This is a genomic window from Bradyrhizobium sp. McL0615 (genome assembly GCF_049993905.1).
Taxonomy (GTDB): Bacteria; Pseudomonadota; Alphaproteobacteria; order Rhizobiales; family Xanthobacteraceae; genus Bradyrhizobium.
This window is the reverse complement of the sequence record NZ_CP188254.1, coordinates 6,141,915-6,158,064: the sequence shown is the minus strand read 5'-3', so window position 1 is coordinate 6,158,064 and position 16,150 is coordinate 6,141,915. Positions and strand designations below refer to the sequence as shown.

The following is a 16,150-nucleotide window of genomic DNA, read 5'->3' as shown; positions in this document are numbered from 1 at the left end:
CATGAAGATCGATAATGTCGCGGACCTTGTCGCAGAGACGCTGGCCCAGGCCGGCGTCAAGCGCATCTTCGGCGTGGTCGGCGACAGCCTGAACGGCCTCACCGATGCGCTGCGCAAGCGAAAGGCGATCGACTGGATTCACGTCCGGCATGAAGAGGTCGCAGCCTTCGCCGCCGCGGCCGAAGCGCAGATTACCGGCGAGCTTGCCGTCTGCGCAGGCTCGTGCGGACCCGGCAATCTGCATCTCATCAACGGCCTGTTCGATGCGCATCGCAGCCGCACGCCGGTGCTCGCCATTGCCGCGCAGATTCCGTCCTCCGAAATCGGCGGCGGCTATTTTCAGGAGACGCATCCGCAGGAGCTTTTCCGGGAATGCAGCCACTATTGCGAGCTGGTTTCCGATCCGGCGCAATTGCCTTACGTCCTGGAAAACGCCATTCGCGCGGCCGTGGGGAAACGCGGCGTCGCTGTCATCGTCATCCCCGGCGACGTTGCGTTGCGATCAGCGCCGAAGCGCGGCATCTCGCCGAATGCCGGGCTGCTTCCGGCGGCACCCATTGTCCAGCCGGCCGAAGGCGAACTGGAGGCCCTGGCCAAACTCCTCAACGGCGCCAAGCGGGTCACGCTGTTCTGTGGCCGCGGCTGTGCCGGCGCGCATGATGGCCTGATGCGGCTTGCCGAGACGTTGAAGAGTCCGATCGTGCATGCGCTCGGCGGCAAGGAGCATGTCGAGTTCGACAATCCTTACGACGTCGGCATGACCGGCTTTATCGGTTTCTCGTCCGGCTATGCTGCGATGCATGCGTGCGACGTGCTGTTGATGTTGGGCACTGACTTTCCCTACAAGCAGTTTCTGCCGGCGGACGCGAAGATCGCGCAGGTCGACATCCGCCCGGAAAATCTCGGCCGCCGTTGCAAGCTCGACCTTGGTCTTGTCGGCGACGTCGGCGCCACCATTGGCGCGCTGCAGCCGAAACTGAAGGCGAAGACGGAGCGCAGGCATCTCGACGACAGCCTGGCCCACTACAAGAAGGCCCGCGCCGGGCTCGACGAATTGGCGCAGGGTACGCCCGGACAGAAGCCGATCCATCCGCAATATCTGGCGCGGCTCCTGAGCGAGCAGGCGTCCGAGGATGCGGTGTTCACGGCCGATGTCGGTACGCCGACCATCTGGGCGGCGCGCTATCTCGCCATGAACGGCCGCCGGCGCCTGATCGGCTCCTGGGTCCACGGTTCCATGGCCAACGCCATGGCGCACGCCATCGGCGCGCAGGCCGCGCAAAAGGGGCGGCAGGTGATCTCGATGTCGGGCGATGGCGGGTTTGCCATGCTGATGGGCGACCTGATCACGCTGACGCAGATGAAGCTGCCGGTAAAGATCGTGATCTTCAACAACGGCGTGCTCGGGTTCGTGGCGATGGAGATGAAGGCCTCCGGCTTCATCGAGACCGGTGTCGATCTGAAGAATCCCGATTTCGCCGCGATGGCGCGGGCCATGGGCATTCATGCGGTGCGGGTCGAGGATCCGGGCGAACTCTCAAACGCGATCCGCGACGTGCTGGCCCATGACGGTCCCGCCGTCCTCGATGTCGTGACCGCGACGCAGGAGTTGTCGATGCCGCCGACGATCACGGCCGAGCAGATCAAGGGCTTCAGTCTCTGGGTGCTTCGCGCCGTGATGAGCGGCCGCGGCGACGAGGTCATCGACGTGGCCAAGACCAATCTGCTTTCGCGCTAGGACCGATCGACATTCATTGCATCCAGATTATTGCGGCAGCGAGATGGATGAAGCCGGTAAAGTTGGTGGCTCGCCTGTCGTAACGGGTTGCCAAGCGTCGGAAGTGTTTGAGTTGGCAGAAGCAGCGCTCGATACGGTTGCGCTGTTTGTAGGCGTCGGCGTCGTGCGGAATGATGATCCTGCGGGTGCGGTTTGACGGGATCACCGCTGTTGCGCCGATTTCCGCGATGATCGCACGCAGGGCATTGCTGTCATAGGCTTTGTCGGCGAGCACGGCATCGCCGCTCTGGCCATTCAGCAGGGCGGGCGCCTGGGTGATGTCATTGACCTGCCCAGCCGTGACGATAAAGCGGAGCGGACGGCCCAGGGCATCGGCCAGCATGTGGATCTTGGTAGTCAGTCCGCCTCGGGAACGCCCCAGCGCCTGATCTTTGGCCCCCCTTTTCCGCTCGCCGCCTGCTGGTGGGCGCGAATGATGGTGCTGTCGATCATCAGGTAATGGTTGTCGCGATCGGCGGTCAGAGCAGCGAATACGCGCTCCCAGACGCCAGCATGGCACCAGCGACTGAAGCGCTGGTGCACCGTTTTCCACTTGCCGTACCGCTCTGGCAGATCGCTCCAGTGTGCCCCCGATCGCAAAACCCACAGACATCCGTTGACGAACAGACGATTATCCGCAGCCGTACGTCCCGGGTCGCCAGCTTTCCCCGGCAGCAGTGGCGAGATCCTCGCCCATTGCACCTCGGTCAGCTCATATCGCTTCGCCGCCATCATCTGCTCCGTGTCGAATCACGGAACTCTATGAATCAGCGATCAAACCACTTGGGAATCCTGAATGTCGATCGGTCCTAGGCTGTGTATCCCACGCAACCCTTAATCGGCTGGATGGTTGTTGATATGGGCTAGACAGTAAGGCTCCATGTCCAAATGGCTCAAACAGTTTCTGTTTGGAATTTGGGGTCTTCTGCTGATCCCGCTGATCGCGTCTATGCCCAAACAATGGTTGGAGGAAAATGTGTTCTCCGATCCTGGCGGTACGGCCACGACGGTTTTTCGTAACGCCGCGGCCACGACCGTTTTTGATAATCTTCTCGCACTGGGCCAACAGCGCTGGTTTAGATTTGCGCTGGTCTTTTGGACAGGGATCGTACTTGGCGTCTCATTGGAATGGTTGAACCGGAAGTCGGACGAGAAGAAAGCATCCGAGTTCCGGAGTCTCGGCGTCAAATTTCGCAGCCTTTCAGATAGCCTCAAAATTCGGACCCCGTCATCGGGATGGCCGGACAATCTGGATGATCTCAAGCCGGCGATCACGTCAGTATTAAGCTCCGCCAGGAAATTTCATTTGTGGGCTCCCGATCAGCACGTCTACCAATTGCCGGATGCGTCATTCCTTTGTGAATACTTCAGATGTGTCGGCAAGCTTTTGGAGGATGGACAATTTGACAAGGCCAACAGGGAAGCGCTGTCCTGGCAGCCATTCCTCGATAACGTCACGCTGTCTTGAGTTTCTGCACTGGTCGCGAATGACCTGGCGCGGCTATCGAGCGTGACGACTATTGCGAGTGTATTGCCCTAAGCCTATCGCAAAGGTAAATTTCCTTCCTGCTCAAGCGAGACTTGGGAGGCAATATGAGAAGGCGCGAGTTTCTCAGGCTTGCAGGCCGTGCGGCGGTCGCTTGGCCGTTGGCGGCGCGGGCTACGCCGGGCCCTGATCTCAACATAGAAGGTGTGCCGCTTCCCTCCGACGTCACCGTAGCTTCTGTGCCGGCATCGGCATCGGCGTTGCAGTGGCGTTGGGCCGGCGTGTGGGTCGGCGCCTGGAACGGCGGCCTCAAGCATATCCTGCTGGTCGAACGCATCGCCGAAGATGGCGCGGTCGGCGTTGTTTATGCGGAGGCTGACAACCTATACTCCGGGGTGCGCGCGAGGTGGTGGCGATTGGACGCGGCTGTGTCTGGGCGAACTCTTACCGTTAGAGCGCCGATGTTCACTGCGACGTACGATATGGATGACGATGGGCAGTTGAACGCCTTTTTCAAGGGCGGCAGGATCGCAAGTACGACGATGAGCAGAACCGATCTGGCTGCCCTGGTCCGGCCCGATGCAGTTATTGCCTGGTCCCGCGGTACATCCGAATTGCTCCAAACGGATTTGCTCGAACATGGCAATCCAATCAGGCTGGAGACGGTCATTTTCAAGCCTCCCGGGCCGGGGCCGTTTCCCCTCGCGGTGTTCAATCACGGCTCAATTGGTAGAAATGCGACACCTGGACTTGTCAAGCAAACGTGGGTCTCGCTCGAAGTTGCCGATTTTCTCAATAAGCAAGGATGGCTCGTTGCTTTTCCGCAGCGTCAGGGTCGCGGAAAATCCGATGGGCTGTATGAAGAAGAGCGCAACAGCTTCGGCGATACCGACAGAGCGGTGAGCGGTGCGGATCGCGCATTGACCGATGTGAATGCGGCCATTGCCGTCCTTCGTCGCCGGCAGGACGTTGGTCCCGGTCCTGTTCTGATCGGCGGACAGTCGCGCGGCGGCGTGCTGTCCATCGCCTATGCAGGAATGCATCCCGAGCAAACTTTGGGTGTCATCAATTTTGTGGGCGGGTGGTTCGGCGAAAAGTCTCCTGGCTCTGAATTAGTCAATCAAATACTCTTCGAGCGTGGTGCGCGCTACGACCAACCAACGATCTGGCTCTACGGCCAGGGTGACATTTATTACTCGATTGACCACAGCAGGAAAAACTTTGCGGCCTTCGAAAAAGCCCGCGGCCAAGGGAAATTCATCGAGTTCGATGTGCCCAGCGACGTGGGCCACAACGTTATTCACTATCCTGATCTCTGGGCAGGCCCAATCGGCGACTACCTCAACTCACTTTCCCGTGGACACTGAACACACGACGTGCTTGGGCCCAAACACATTGCCGGTTCATGTGATTGATCCGATCTTCTGCTTTTGGCACACAGCGTCGTTTCGGTGAGATCCGAAATTTCGTCCGCTATCTTCGCATAGCGGACCTGACAAGCCGCCCGCCCGGTAGATTTATGGGTTCACGCCCCAGCTCAGCTGACCTGGCCGACGAACTGCTGCAGCTCTGGCGTTCGGGGTGCGGCGAATACCTCCTTCGGGACGCCTTCTTCATGCACCTTGCCGTGGTGCATGAAGACCAGCTTGGTGCCGACGTCGCGGGCGAAGCGCATTTCGTGCGTGACCAGAATGAGCGTCATGCCTTCGCGCGCCAATTGCTCGACCACGCGGAGCACTTCATTCACCAGCTCCGGGTCGAGCGCGGACGTGATCTCGTCGCAGAGCAATACCTTCGGCCGCATCGCGAGCGAGCGGGCGATGGCGACGCGCTGCTGCTGGCCGCCGGAGAGTTCGCTCGGATAGGCGTCCATCTTTTCCGATAGTCCCACCTTGGCCAGCACCTCGGCGGCGGTGGCGCGGGCTTCCGCCTTCGACACCTTGTTGACAACGGTCGGCGCCAGCATGACGTTCTCGGCCGCCGTCAGATGCGGAAACAGGTTGAATTGCTGGAACACCATGCCGACATGGCGGCGCAGTTCGCGCAGATTGGTGGCCAAGCCGCCGACTTCGATGCCGTCGGCCGTGATGGTGCCGGACTGGTAGTTCTCCAGTCCATTGATGCAGCGGAGCAGGGTGCTCTTGCCCGAGCCGGAGCGGCCGATGATGGCGACCACGTCGCCCTTGGCGATGTCGAGCGAGACGCCTTTCAGCACCTCGTTCGCACCAAAACTCTTCCTGACGTCACGAATGCTAACGAGCGACATTGAGGCGTCCTTCGATTTTCTTCGCCCACCAGGACAGCGGGAAGCAGAGGCAGAAATAGATCAGCGCGACCAGCGAGTAGACCAGGAACGGCCGGAAGGTGGCGTTGTTGAGCATGGTGCCGGCCTTGGTCAGCTCGACAAAGCCGATGATCGAGGCGAGCGCCGTGCCCTTGATGACCTGCACGGAGAAGCCGACGGTGGGTGCGATCGCGATGCGCGAGGCCTGCGGCAGGATGACGTAGCGCATCTGCTCGATGTAGCTGAGCGCCAGGCTGGAGGACGCCTCCCACTGGCCCTTCGGGATCGACTCGACGCAGCCGCGCCAGATCTCGGTCAGGAATGCGCTGGTCCAGAACGTCAGCGCCAGCGTCGCCGCCGTCCATGGGCTAACCTCGATGCCGAACAGCGCGATGCCGAAGAAAAACAGAAAGAGCTGCATCAACAGCGGCGTGCCCTGGAAGAACTCGATGTAGACCTTGGTGAACCATTCCAGAGCCGGGATCTGCGAGGTGCGCATGAACAACAGGACCAGGCCTACGATGCCGCCGAACAGGAATGCGATCAGCGACAGCACGATCGTCCACTGCGTGGCGATGAGAAGATTCGACAGGATGTCCCAGAAGCTGAACTGCAGCATGGCTCACCTCGCCTTGAAGATGACGCGGCCGAGCGCGCGCAGCAGCGCACGCGTCAGCATCGCCAGCACGAGATAGGCCAGCGCCGCCAGCAGATAGACTTCGAAATTTCGGAAGTTGCGCGACGCCACGAAGTTCGCGGCGTAGGTCAGGTCCTCCGCCGAGATCTGCGACACCACCGCCGAACCCAGCATGACGATGATGATCTGCGACGACAGCGCCGGATAGATTTTTCGGAACGCCTGGTTGAGCACGATGCGCCGCAGCACCTCCCATTTCGTCATGGCGAGGCTGAGGCCGGCCTCGATATGGCCTTTGGGTACCGCCTCGATGCCGGCGCGGATGATCTCGGTCGAGTAGGCGCCGAGGTTGATCACCATGGCGAGGAAGGCGGCAGTGGTTTCGCTGAGTTTCAGCCCGAGCGCCGGCAGGCCGAAGAAGATGAAGAACAACTGCACGATGAACGGCGTGTTGCGGATCAATTCGACGTAGACCGCAACGACGCGGCCGAGCCAAACGGGTCCGAAGGTGCGCGCCGAGGCGCCGGCGGTGCCGACCGCGATGCCGGCCACCGTCGAGACCACCGTCAGCACGATCGTGAAGATCAGGCCCTGCAGGAGCACGTTCCAGTAGGGCAGCAGTTCGGCGAATTGCAGTTTGTAGGACACTGCGGGCGCTCCGGCGTTCCGTTCAGAACCCGGGCGGCAAGGGCGCTTTCAGCCACTTCTCAGACAGTTTTCCGATCTCACCCGACGCCTTCGCCTTGGTGATGATCTCGTTGACCTTGGCGAGCAGCGCCGGCTCGTTCTTGTTGAGCCCGACATAACAGGGGCTGTCCTTGATCACGAATTTCAGCGTCGGCGCGCGGGCCGGGACCTTTTCGGCGATCGCGGCGGCCACCGTGTTGCCGGTGGCGATCAAGTCAACCTGGCCGGACACGAAGGCGGCGATGGTGGCGTTGTTGTCCTCAAAACGCTTGACGGTCGCGTCCGGCGGGGCGGAAGCCGTCAGCGCCTGTTCCTCGATCGCACCGCGGGTGGCGCCGATGGTCTTGCCCTTGAGGTCGGTCGCGCTGGCCACGGCGATCGCCTTGGTGCCGAACACGCCGGAGAAGAACGGCGCATAGGCGATCGAGAAGTCGATGACCTTTTCGCGCTCCTCGTTCTTGCCGAGGCTGGAGATCACGAGGTCAGCCTTGTTGGTCTGCAGATAGGGAACGCGGTTGGCGCTGCTCACCGGAATGATCTCGGTCTTAACCCCGAGTTCCTTGCCGATCAGGTTGGCCATGTCGATGTCGTAACCCTGCGGCTTGAGATCGAGGCCGGCGGAGCCGAACGGCGCAAAATCCTGCGGCACCGCGATCTTGATCACCTTCGACTTCATGATGGAATCGAGGGCGTCGGCATGGGCCTGCGTCGCCACCGCGGCAGTGGCAAATGCGGCGGCAAGCAACAGTTTCTTGAAAGGCATTCTAGGAATCTCCGAGGTTACGGCGAACAAACGCCTCCGAGATTTTCCTCTCGGTGCGTATCATTCCGCTGATGTGGCCCGGCTCCACGTCGTGCTTCGACCCTGCCTGACGCCTCGCATTTAGGCAATGCTCGGTGGTGCTGTTATTAGAGGCTTTTTGTGGGTCGTTTTCGAGCATGGTCACGCGACCATGCGCTGTGCTGCAGCGTTCGTTGGACCCGCCGGTTCGTGATTACCGCAGGCCTTCATACACCATGAAGCCGCGCGCGATGGCGAGCTTGCGCAGGGCGCGCGGAACGAGCTTTTGCGGCCGGTGCAAATAGCGCCACGAGGTCACCTTGAAATCCCTGATGGTGCCGAGGTCGCCTTCGAACGGCGCCAACACGCCGGTCAGGCTGATCGGCGCATGGGCGCGGTTGTTGAATGGCAGCAGCAGCAACTCGAGATGCGCCGTCGTGCCGTCGTCGGACGTCGCGGTGATGCCGGCAATCGCCGGCAGCATTTCCTCTGCGACGTAGGTGACGATGTCTTCGATCTCGCGGCGGCTGTCCGCCGCGAACAGCGCGGAGAAGCTCGTGTCTTTGACGTCGCGGCCGAGCAGGGCGCTGACCCGCGTTCCGGCGACGCGAAACGGGTAGCCGGCGTCGCTGTCGTAAGACAGCACAAAGATGTCGCCGAGCAGTTCGCGCACCGCGCCGGGTTCGATCTCACTGCGGTCCGGCGCCCGCGCATCGCCGCGCTTCGCATCCCAATAGGCGAAGAACTCGCGGCTCGATGGGTGTTTCATGACTAATCCTCGCCCCGGGTTGCCTTAGGCGAGACACTTCTGTCCCGCTTTTGCGCAACACGCCTTCCCTTGACTGTTGTGCAGGACAGGCTTTGCAGCGTCCATGCCGGGAACGCGATTTGGCCGCGCGAGCCGCGGCTTTGCGTTGTTAACGTTAAATTAACTATGAGGTTGGCGAAGGCGGGACGGCGTGCGTAGTGTGGAACGCATCGGACGGCGCCGGATTATCTGAAAAGGTTCTCGGTGCAGTTGGTACACAGGTGGCGTCAAACAGTTTGATCGTCGCGCGGGGAGGGGTGGGGATGTGATCCTAGGCTCCAGGGGCGCGAGAAGATCAGCAAGACAAGGGAGGATGTTCTCAGCATCCTCCCTTTTTCTTTTTGTTCTTTCGGCATCGACATCTTGTCCTGGACGGGTTGTCCTGGCGGTGCGCCGCAGAGCCCGGAACTATGGGTTGATGCTGCAGGGCGTCCTGAACACGAACAGGTCGTCCAGAACCCCGATTGTGCACTTGCACAGGGCGGGCAAAGCCGCCTATCTGGACCCATATCCCTCGAAGCCGCCCAGCAAGGTCCTGGCCTTTGGAATCCCAGTATTACTCATCCCCGGTCGAGCCGCCGGACGCCCCGCACGAGCCGATCCTGACGCTGCCGGGTGCGCTGACGGCCTATGTCGTGCTGATCGCAGTGATTCATTTGCGGGTGCTGCTGCCGGTGGACCTGGAGAACTGGACCATCGATGTGTTCGGTTTCATTCCGAAGCGCTACGATTCGACGCTGCTCAACATCACCTTTCCCGGCGGGGCGGGCGCCAAGGTGTGGACCTTCGTCACCTATTCCCTGCTGCATGCCAATCTCAGCCATATTGGCTTCAACGTGCTTTGGCTGTTGCCGTTCGGCAGCGCGCTGGCGCGCCGGTTCGGTCCTGTCAGGTTTTTCGCATTCATGGCGGTGACGGCCGCGGCGGGCGCGCTGGCGCATCTCGTCACCCATGAGCACGCCATCGCGCCGATGATCGGCGCCTCGGCCTCGGTATCCGGCGCGATGGCCGCCGCCATCCGCTTCGCCTTCGTGCAGGGTAGTTTTCTTTCGTTCAGCAGGGGCGATGCGGATGCCGCGGCGAAGGTTCCAGCGCTGTCGCTGGCCCGGGCGTTGCGCAACCCGCGTGTGCTCGGATTCCTGGCGGTATGGTTCGGCGTCAACATCATCTTCGGGCTGGGGGCCATTTCGATCGGCACCGAAGGCGCCAGCGTCGCCTGGCAGGCGCATATCGGCGGATTTCTCGCCGGCCTGATGTTGTTTGCGCTGTTCGATCCGGTGCCGCGTGCGACGCCGCATGCGTCGGATGTTTCATCGCCGGACGAACCCGGCCGCGTCTGATCGCCGCTTGCGGCGAGGGGCGATTTCATTCATCATCCGCATAAGTTGTAACGCAAGCCAAAGCTGCTGCCGCGCATGACGGCCGCGCAAACCGCGCCATGAAACGAAACCGGCGCGGAACTGTTGATTGAAGACTCGCGAACAAGTCGGGCTCTCGGGGGCACGAACGGATTCAGGAGGCGACAATGACGGTACGTTCAATTCTCGACACCAAGGGCCATCAGATCTTGAGCGTCGAGCCGGACGCCAAGCTTTCGGCGGCGGTCAAGATCCTTGGCGAACGCAAGATCGGCGCCGTGTTGGTCATGAGCGAGGGCCGCCTCGAGGGTATCCTTTCCGAGCGCGATATTGTCCGCGTGTTGGGGGAGCGCGGCGCCAGGGTGCTCGAGGAGCCCGTCAGCGCGGTCATGACGCGCAAGGTCGTGAGCTGCCGCGAGTCCGACACCGTGGCTGGCATCATGGAAATGATGACGATCGGCAAGTTCCGCCATTTGCCCGTGGTCGAGGACGGCAAGGTGGTGGGCCTGATTTCGATCGGCGACATCGTCAAGCGCCGCGTCCATGAATACGAGACCGAGCAGGAAGCGCTGCGCGACTACATCAAGACGGCCTGACGATGCGTTTGCTGAAATGAGGACCGAGATCTTCATTTCCGGCATTGCCTTGCTGTCGGCTCTGACTGTCATTTCTGCGAGCCAACCGGCGTCTGCGCGCGAATCTGCGTCTGCCTGCATGTGCCACGGATGCGGCTGCAAAGGTGGGCCGGGTTGGCGCGCCAGGAACAATCAATGTGTCTCGCCTGGGCAATTGACTCAGGTCTGCGGAGAGCCGCCGTCTACCCATTGCACCTTCGAAGGCGCTACGCAGGTTTGTCCGACCGAAAGCGGATCGCGCGGCCGGCGGTAACCCCGCTCCACTATTCCTTATCGGCTTTTTCGACTGCCGGTTCGGCGTCGCCCGCCGGCGGCGGCGCCAGAATGTGGATTGCCTCCTGGATCGATTCGATGGCGCGTTCGGCCGCCTTTACGCCATGGGCGATCAGGTCGTCGGCGCGATGAAAATCGAACCAGCCGATCTTGCCGACGCGGGGAGAAATGAGCAGGTCAGGCGGATCGCCGGCCAGCCGTGCGCGGGTGATGCGATCCTGCATGATGTTGAAGGCATCGACCATGACCGAGGAGATGCCCGGCCGCCCCCCGCCGCCGAAGAACTCGCGCTTCATGGTGCGCTCGGCGGAGAAGAATTTTCCGATACCGCGCTTGCGCGGTTCGGCTTCGGGCAGCGCTTCCGGCATCACCGATACCGAAACGCCTGATGTCGGGCCGTGGGAATAGATCGTCGTGGAGTGCGTGAAGACGTCGCTGGAAAGATTGGCGGCGATGACGATCTCAGCGCCGAGCGCGCGAGCCGCCGACACCGGCACCGGATTGACCAGGGCGCCGTCGACCAGCCAGCGGTCGCCGACCAGCACGGGCGAAAATATTCCGGGCAATGCGTAGGAGGCGCGCATCGCGTCCACCATCGGGCCATGGGTCAGCCAGATCTCGTGGCCGGTGCGCACTTCGGTCGCGACGGTGGCAAACTTCACCGGCAGGTCTTCGATCAGGTTGTGGCCCATCGCAGCCTCGATTTCGGCCGCAAGCTTGGCGCCGCCGATCAGGCCGGAGCCGTTCAGGCGGATGTCGAGATAGGAGAAGACGCTTCGCGGCTGCAGGCTGCGTGCCCAGTCTTCCACCGCATCGAGATGTCCGGAGGCATAGGCGCCGCCGACCACGGCGCCGATCGACGTTCCCACCACGACGTTGGGAATGATTCCATGGGCTACCAGCGTCCTGATGATGCCGATATGAGCAAAGCCGCGCGCGGCGCCGCCGCCCAGCGCGAGCCCGATCACCGGCCGGCGGATGCTGCCGAGCCCTACCTTATCCTGGGCATCGGAGCCCTTTTGGCCGCGCCCCATCCAGCTATCCAACACGCAAACTCTCCTGCGGCTTCTACGATATTCGCCGCGGCGCGGCCGCGCCAGAACAGTCGATTCCCATCCGCCTGCATGGTTTATGCCCGGCGAAAGCGGCCTAGGCAGGCAATGTGACTGGACCACGACCGCAGCATTAACATTGGGTGCCGGAGCCGGTTCCGCCACTGCCGCCGGCCGAAGTTCTGCTCCGGAGGCTTGAATTTGCCGCGTTTTCAGTGAAAAGCATGGTCATGATCTCGGGCGGTAACGGTATCGTTGGATTCGGGCGGGGCGGATGGCCTTTCCCGGGGCTGGCGCTTGCCTTGATGCTGGCATTGGCTGCGCTGCTGCCGGCCCCTGTCTCGGCCCAGATGTTCTCGGACCGCCCGCCGCCGGTGCCGCCGGCCGCGGTTCCGGATGTCCAGACCGCGCCATCCATGAACCTGGCGCCGCCGTCGGGTACGGGAACGATCCCGACGGTTCCGGCGCCGCTAAACCAGCCCACCATCGTGCCGCCGTCGATCGTAACGGCCCCGCCGGCTGCGCCGCCTGCGGTCGCTGTTCCGACTCAGGGGGTGCTGTCGCTGACGGCGCGCTACGGCAAGGATATGCCGGTCATCAATGGCGGGCTAGTGTGGCGGGTGTTCGCCGACAAGCCCGACGACACCGGCACGTTCAAGCTGCTCCGCGAGGAGCGCGGCGCGACCCCGAATATCGTGCTGCCGCCCGGCAGTTACGTCGTCCACGTCGCCCTCGGCCTGGTCAGTGCGGTGCGGGCGATTAACCTGAAAGCCGAGACCGATCGGGTGGCCTTCGTGCTTCCCGCCGGCGGACTGCGCATCGAAGGCCGCGTCGGCTCCAGCAAGATTCCGCCGAACCAGATTTCGTTCGCGCTCTACAAGGGCAGCCAGTTCGAAGGCGGCGCCGGCGCAGAGCAGCGTTCCTCGCTGGTGCCCAACGTCCCCGCAGGCGATGTCGCGCTGTTGCCGGAGGGGACGTACTACATCATTTCCAACTATGGCGACGCCAACTCGGTCGTGCGCTCTGACATCCGCGTCCAGGCCGGCAAGCTGACGGACGTGACCGTCAGCCACCGCGCGGCGGTGATCACGCTAAAGCTGGTCAGCGACCGGGGCGGCGAGGCGCTCGCCAACACCGCATGGTCGGTGATCACGCCGGGCGGCGACGTCATCAAGGAATCGATCGGTGCGTTTCCGCGCGTCGTGCTGTCCGAAGGCGAATACCGCGCGATTGCCAAGAACGAAGGCAAGGTGTTCGAGCGGCCCTTCAACGTCGTCAACGGCGTCGACGGCGAGGTCGAGGTGATCGCGCGCTAGAAGCGGGATGGGTTGGCGGACACCGCAGCGCCGCCCGGACAAAAACGCAAAACAACCCCATGCAAAGTAGAAACGGTTCCGGCTCGTAGCAGTCACGTCGCTTGCGTCCGGGGATGCGGGGGCGGCGGTCGTCCCAAGCCACCACACGACCTCATCAAGCCCGGCGTCGACCGTGGCGTGTCGGTTTCAAAACCGCGTGACGATCTCGGACAGCGCCGGCCGGGGGCGATCCTCGGCAGGCTTTGCCGGCGTGCCGATATGGATGAAGCCGGCGAGCCTTTCATCCGCCTTCAATCCGAACCCGTCGAGCACGTCGCGGTCGAAGGCAAACCAGCCGGTCAGCCAGTTGGCGCCATAGCCGAGCGCGGTGGCGGCGGTGACGATGTTCATCGCGCTGGCGCCGGCGGACAATTCCTGCTCCCAGGCCGGCACCTTCGGGTGGGGCCGGGTAAAGCTGACCACCGCGATCACCAGCGGCGCGTCCATCAGCCGGCGCTTCTCCATCTCGATATCGGCGGCCGGAGCTGACGGATTCTTCTTCGCAAACACCTGCGCGATGACATCGCCGGCCCGCGCCCGGGCGTCGCCCTCGAACACGATGAAGCGCCACGGCGTCAGCTTGCCGTGGTCCGGCACCCGCGCGCCAATGGTCAGGATAGTGTCGAGTTCGCCCGCGGTAGGGCCGGGGCCGCTCATCTCGCGCGGTTTGACGGAGCGGCGGATCTTCAGGAGTTCAATGGCATCAGGCACAAGGGGCTCTTTCGTCGGAAATGGCTGTGCCAGAGATAGTGGCACAGCCTGTCCAGCGGAAGCGGATTTAGACCGATTATGATCAGGCCGCCGACCGCTCCCGCTTCACATCCGGTGGAGTCGCTTCCTCGACCAGCGCGGCGATTGCCTCGTCGGTCGGCATCACCTTCTGCCCATCGCTGCCGAGGCGGCGGATCGAGACCGAATGGCTTTCGGCTTCCTTCTTGCCGACGACGAGAAGCGCAGGGATTTTCGCCAGCGAGTGCTCGCGGACCTTGTAGTTGATCTTCTCGTTGCGCAGGTCGATCTCGACGCGCAGGCCGGCACGCCGCGCGGCGGCGGCCACCACCTTGGCGTATTCGTCGCCTTCGGAGGTGATCGTCGTGACCACGACCTGCGTCGGCGCCAGCCAGAGCGGGAAATTGCCGGCGAAGTGCTCGATCAGGATGCCGATGAAGCGCTCCATCGAGCCGCAGATCGCGCGATGCACCATGACCGGCGTCTTCTTCGAGCCGTCCGCATCGATGTAGAACGCGCCAAAACGTTCCGGCAGGTTGAAGTCGACCTGCGTGGTGCCGCATTGCCAGTCGCGGCCGATGGCGTCGCGCAGCACATATTCGAACTTCGGACCGTAGAACGCGCCTTCGCCGGGGTTGATCGCGGTCTTGATGCGGTTGCTGCCGCTGGCCTGGATTTCCGCCAGCACGGTCGCCATCACGCGCTCGGCGTGGTCCCACGCCTCGTCGGTGCCGACGCGCTTCTCCGGCCGGGTCGAGAGTTTGACCGTGAGTTCGCCGTCGAAGCCGAAGTCAGCATAGGTCGACAGGATCAGCTCGTTGATCTTGAGACACTCGTCGGCAAGCTGGGCCTCGGTGCAGAACACGTGCGCGTCGTCCTGGGTAAAGCCGCGGACGCGCATCAGGCCGTGCATGGCGCCCGACGGTTCGTAGCGATGTACCACGCCGAATTCGGCAAGCCGCAAGGGCAGGTCGCGGTAGCTCTTCAGGCCATGCTTGAAGATCTGCACATGGCCCGGGCAGTTCATCGGCTTGAGCGCAAACCAGCGCTTGTCCTCAGCCTCGTCGCCGGCCGATTGCGCCGCGAACATGTTCTCGCGGTACCAGTCCCAGTGGCCGGACGTTTCCCACAACACCTTGTCGAGGATCTGCGGCGCATTGACCTCGCTGTAGTCGCCGGTCAGGCGGCGGCGCATATAGGCGATCAGCGCCTGGAAGATGGTCCAGCCCTTCGGGTGCCAGAACACCACGCCGGGGCCTTCTTCCTGGAAGTGGAACAGGTCGAGCTCGCGGCCGAGCTTGCGGTGGTCGCGCTTCTCGGCTTCCTCGATCTGCTTGAGGTAAGCGTCCAGCTCTTCCTGCTTGGCGAACGCCGTGCCGTAGATGCGCGTCAGCATCGGGTTGTTGCTGTCGCCGCGCCAATAGGCGCCCGCCACCTTCATCAGCTTGAAGGCGCTGCCGATCTTGCCGGTCGAAGACATATGCGGGCCGCGGCAGAGGTCGAACCAGTCGCCCTGGAAATAGATTTTGATGGGCTCGTTGCCGGGAATGGCGTCGACAAGCTCGACCTTGAAAGCCTCGCCCTTGTCGCGGAATACCTGTTTGGTCTTCTCGCGGTCCCACACCTGCTTGGTGAAGGGCTTGTCGCGCGCGATGATCTCGCGCATCCGCTTTTCGATCGCGGCGAAATCCTCCGGCGTGAACGGCTCATTGCGGAAGAAGTCGTAATAGAAGCCGTTCTCGATCACCGGGCCGATCGTAACCTGCGTGCCCGGCCACAGCGACTGCACGGCTTCCGCCAGCACATGCGCGCAGTCATGCCGGATCAGCTCCAGCGCGCGCGCGTCGTCGCGGTTGATGAGTTCGATCTTCGCATCGGCCGAGATCGGATCGTTGAGGTCGGCGACCACGCCATCCAGCGCCATCGCTACCGTGCGCTTGGCCAGCGACGGCGAGATGCCCTTGGCGAGGTCGAGTCCGGTGATGTCTCTGGGATATTCGCGCTTCGCGCCGTCCGGGAAGGTGAGGGTGATTTTTTCCAAGGGCTCGGCCGGTTTCAAATTAGCAAGGCCGAACTGGAATCCGGATGCGGGCGGGTTCTGGTCAGACATGTCATTCTCCTGAAGCTCACTCCTGCGAACGAGCGCAGGTAAGCGGGAAGCAGCGGTATAGCAGGGGATTCGGCTCCTGCAATCGGGCAATATCGAGAAATTCAGGTCAAATCCTGCTTACAGTTGATGGCCTCAGTCTGATCGTTGCTGCACCGCCTGAGGGCGCCAGCCAAGGGTT

The 16,150-nt window shown here is 62.6% G+C and carries 14 protein-coding genes and 1 pseudogene; 6 read left to right on the top strand and 9 right to left on the bottom strand.

What is annotated here, in order from left to right:
• Position 1 precedes the first annotated feature (1 nt).
• Positions 2–1,738 carry a ubiquinone-dependent pyruvate dehydrogenase gene (gene poxB, locus ACPPVP_RS29710; protein WP_426527005.1) on the top strand — a complete coding sequence of 579 codons (1,737 nt, stop codon included), beginning with the start codon at positions 2–4 and terminating at the stop codon, positions 1,736–1,738.
• A gap of 13 nt (positions 1,739–1,751) precedes the next feature.
• On the opposite strand, the pseudogene ACPPVP_RS29705 reads toward poxB, so the two are convergent.
• A pseudogene (locus ACPPVP_RS29705) lies at positions 1,752–2,509 on the bottom strand (IS5 family transposase).
• Between the two features lie 148 nt (positions 2,510–2,657).
• On the opposite strand from ACPPVP_RS29705, the gene ACPPVP_RS29700 reads away from it, so the two are divergent.
• Both ACPPVP_RS29700 and ACPPVP_RS29695 read left to right on the top strand, forming a co-directional pair.
• Positions 2,658–3,245 carry a hypothetical protein gene (locus ACPPVP_RS29700; RefSeq protein WP_426527003.1) on the top strand — a complete coding sequence of 196 codons (588 nt, stop codon included), beginning with the start codon at positions 2,658–2,660 and terminating at the stop codon, positions 3,243–3,245.
• Positions 3,246–3,370: 125 nt separating this feature from the next.
• Positions 3,371–4,630, top strand: a complete 1,260-nt coding sequence (locus tag ACPPVP_RS29695; RefSeq protein ID WP_426527001.1) for a dienelactone hydrolase family protein — start codon at positions 3,371–3,373, stop codon at positions 4,628–4,630.
• Positions 4,631–4,800: 170 nt separating this feature from the next.
• On the opposite strand, the gene ACPPVP_RS29690 is transcribed toward ACPPVP_RS29695, so the two are convergent.
• The 5 genes from ACPPVP_RS29690 to ACPPVP_RS29670 all read right to left on the bottom strand — a co-directional run bounded on the left by ACPPVP_RS29690 (position 4,801) and on the right by ACPPVP_RS29670 (position 8,421).
• On the bottom strand, positions 4,801–5,529 hold the full coding sequence (locus tag ACPPVP_RS29690) for an amino acid ABC transporter ATP-binding protein (RefSeq protein WP_426526999.1): 729 nt from the start codon (positions 5,527–5,529) through the stop codon (positions 4,801–4,803).
• Entirely contained in the window at positions 5,516–6,166 is a 651-nt protein-coding gene (locus ACPPVP_RS29685; protein WP_426526997.1) for an amino acid ABC transporter permease, read from the bottom strand. Before ACPPVP_RS29685 ends, ACPPVP_RS29690 begins: the two co-directional genes overlap by 14 nt.
• 3 nt (positions 6,167–6,169) lie before the next feature.
• On the bottom strand, positions 6,170–6,832 hold the full coding sequence (locus tag ACPPVP_RS29680; protein WP_426526995.1) for an amino acid ABC transporter permease: 663 nt from the start codon (positions 6,830–6,832) through the stop codon (positions 6,170–6,172).
• 22 nt (positions 6,833–6,854) lie between these two features.
• Complete coding sequence (locus ACPPVP_RS29675; protein ID WP_426526993.1) at positions 6,855–7,634, bottom strand: transporter substrate-binding domain-containing protein; 780 nt, start codon at positions 7,632–7,634, stop codon at positions 6,855–6,857.
• 232 nt (positions 7,635–7,866) lie between these two features.
• A complete protein-coding gene (locus ACPPVP_RS29670; RefSeq protein WP_426526991.1) occupies positions 7,867–8,421 on the bottom strand; it encodes a PAS domain-containing protein in 555 nt (184 codons plus the stop codon).
• Between the two features lie 581 nt (positions 8,422–9,002).
• Here ACPPVP_RS29670 and ACPPVP_RS29665 point away from each other — a divergent pair.
• Positions 9,003–9,800 carry a rhomboid family intramembrane serine protease gene (locus tag ACPPVP_RS29665; protein WP_426526989.1) on the top strand — a complete coding sequence of 266 codons (798 nt, stop codon included), beginning with the start codon at positions 9,003–9,005 and terminating at the stop codon, positions 9,798–9,800.
• Positions 9,801–9,985: 185 nt separating this feature from the next.
• Complete coding sequence (locus tag ACPPVP_RS29660; protein WP_426526987.1) at positions 9,986–10,414, top strand: CBS domain-containing protein; 429 nt, start codon at positions 9,986–9,988, stop codon at positions 10,412–10,414.
• A 302-nt stretch (positions 10,415–10,716) separates the two neighbouring features.
• Here ACPPVP_RS29660 and ACPPVP_RS29655 read toward each other — a convergent pair whose 3' ends face one another.
• On the bottom strand, positions 10,717–11,775 hold the full coding sequence (locus tag ACPPVP_RS29655; RefSeq protein ID WP_426526985.1) for a patatin-like phospholipase family protein: 1,059 nt from the start codon (positions 11,773–11,775) through the stop codon (positions 10,717–10,719).
• A gap of 233 nt (positions 11,776–12,008) precedes the next feature.
• Here ACPPVP_RS29655 and ACPPVP_RS29650 point away from each other — a divergent pair, with 233 nt between their 5' ends.
• Positions 12,009–13,094, top strand: coding sequence for a hypothetical protein (locus ACPPVP_RS29650; protein WP_426538130.1), 1,086 nt, complete (start codon positions 12,009–12,011; stop codon positions 13,092–13,094).
• Positions 13,095–13,280: 186 nt separating this feature from the next.
• Here the strand turns inward: ACPPVP_RS29650 and ACPPVP_RS29645 are convergent, their stop codons facing one another.
• Positions 13,281–13,844 carry a nitroreductase family protein gene (locus ACPPVP_RS29645; RefSeq protein WP_426526983.1) on the bottom strand — a complete coding sequence of 188 codons (564 nt, stop codon included), beginning with the start codon at positions 13,842–13,844 and terminating at the stop codon, positions 13,281–13,283.
• An 82-nt stretch (positions 13,845–13,926) separates the two neighbouring features.
• Positions 13,927–15,972 carry a threonine--tRNA ligase gene (thrS, locus tag ACPPVP_RS29640; protein WP_426526981.1) on the bottom strand — a complete coding sequence of 682 codons (2,046 nt, stop codon included), beginning with the start codon at positions 15,970–15,972 and terminating at the stop codon, positions 13,927–13,929.
• Positions 15,973–16,150 lie beyond the last annotated feature (178 nt).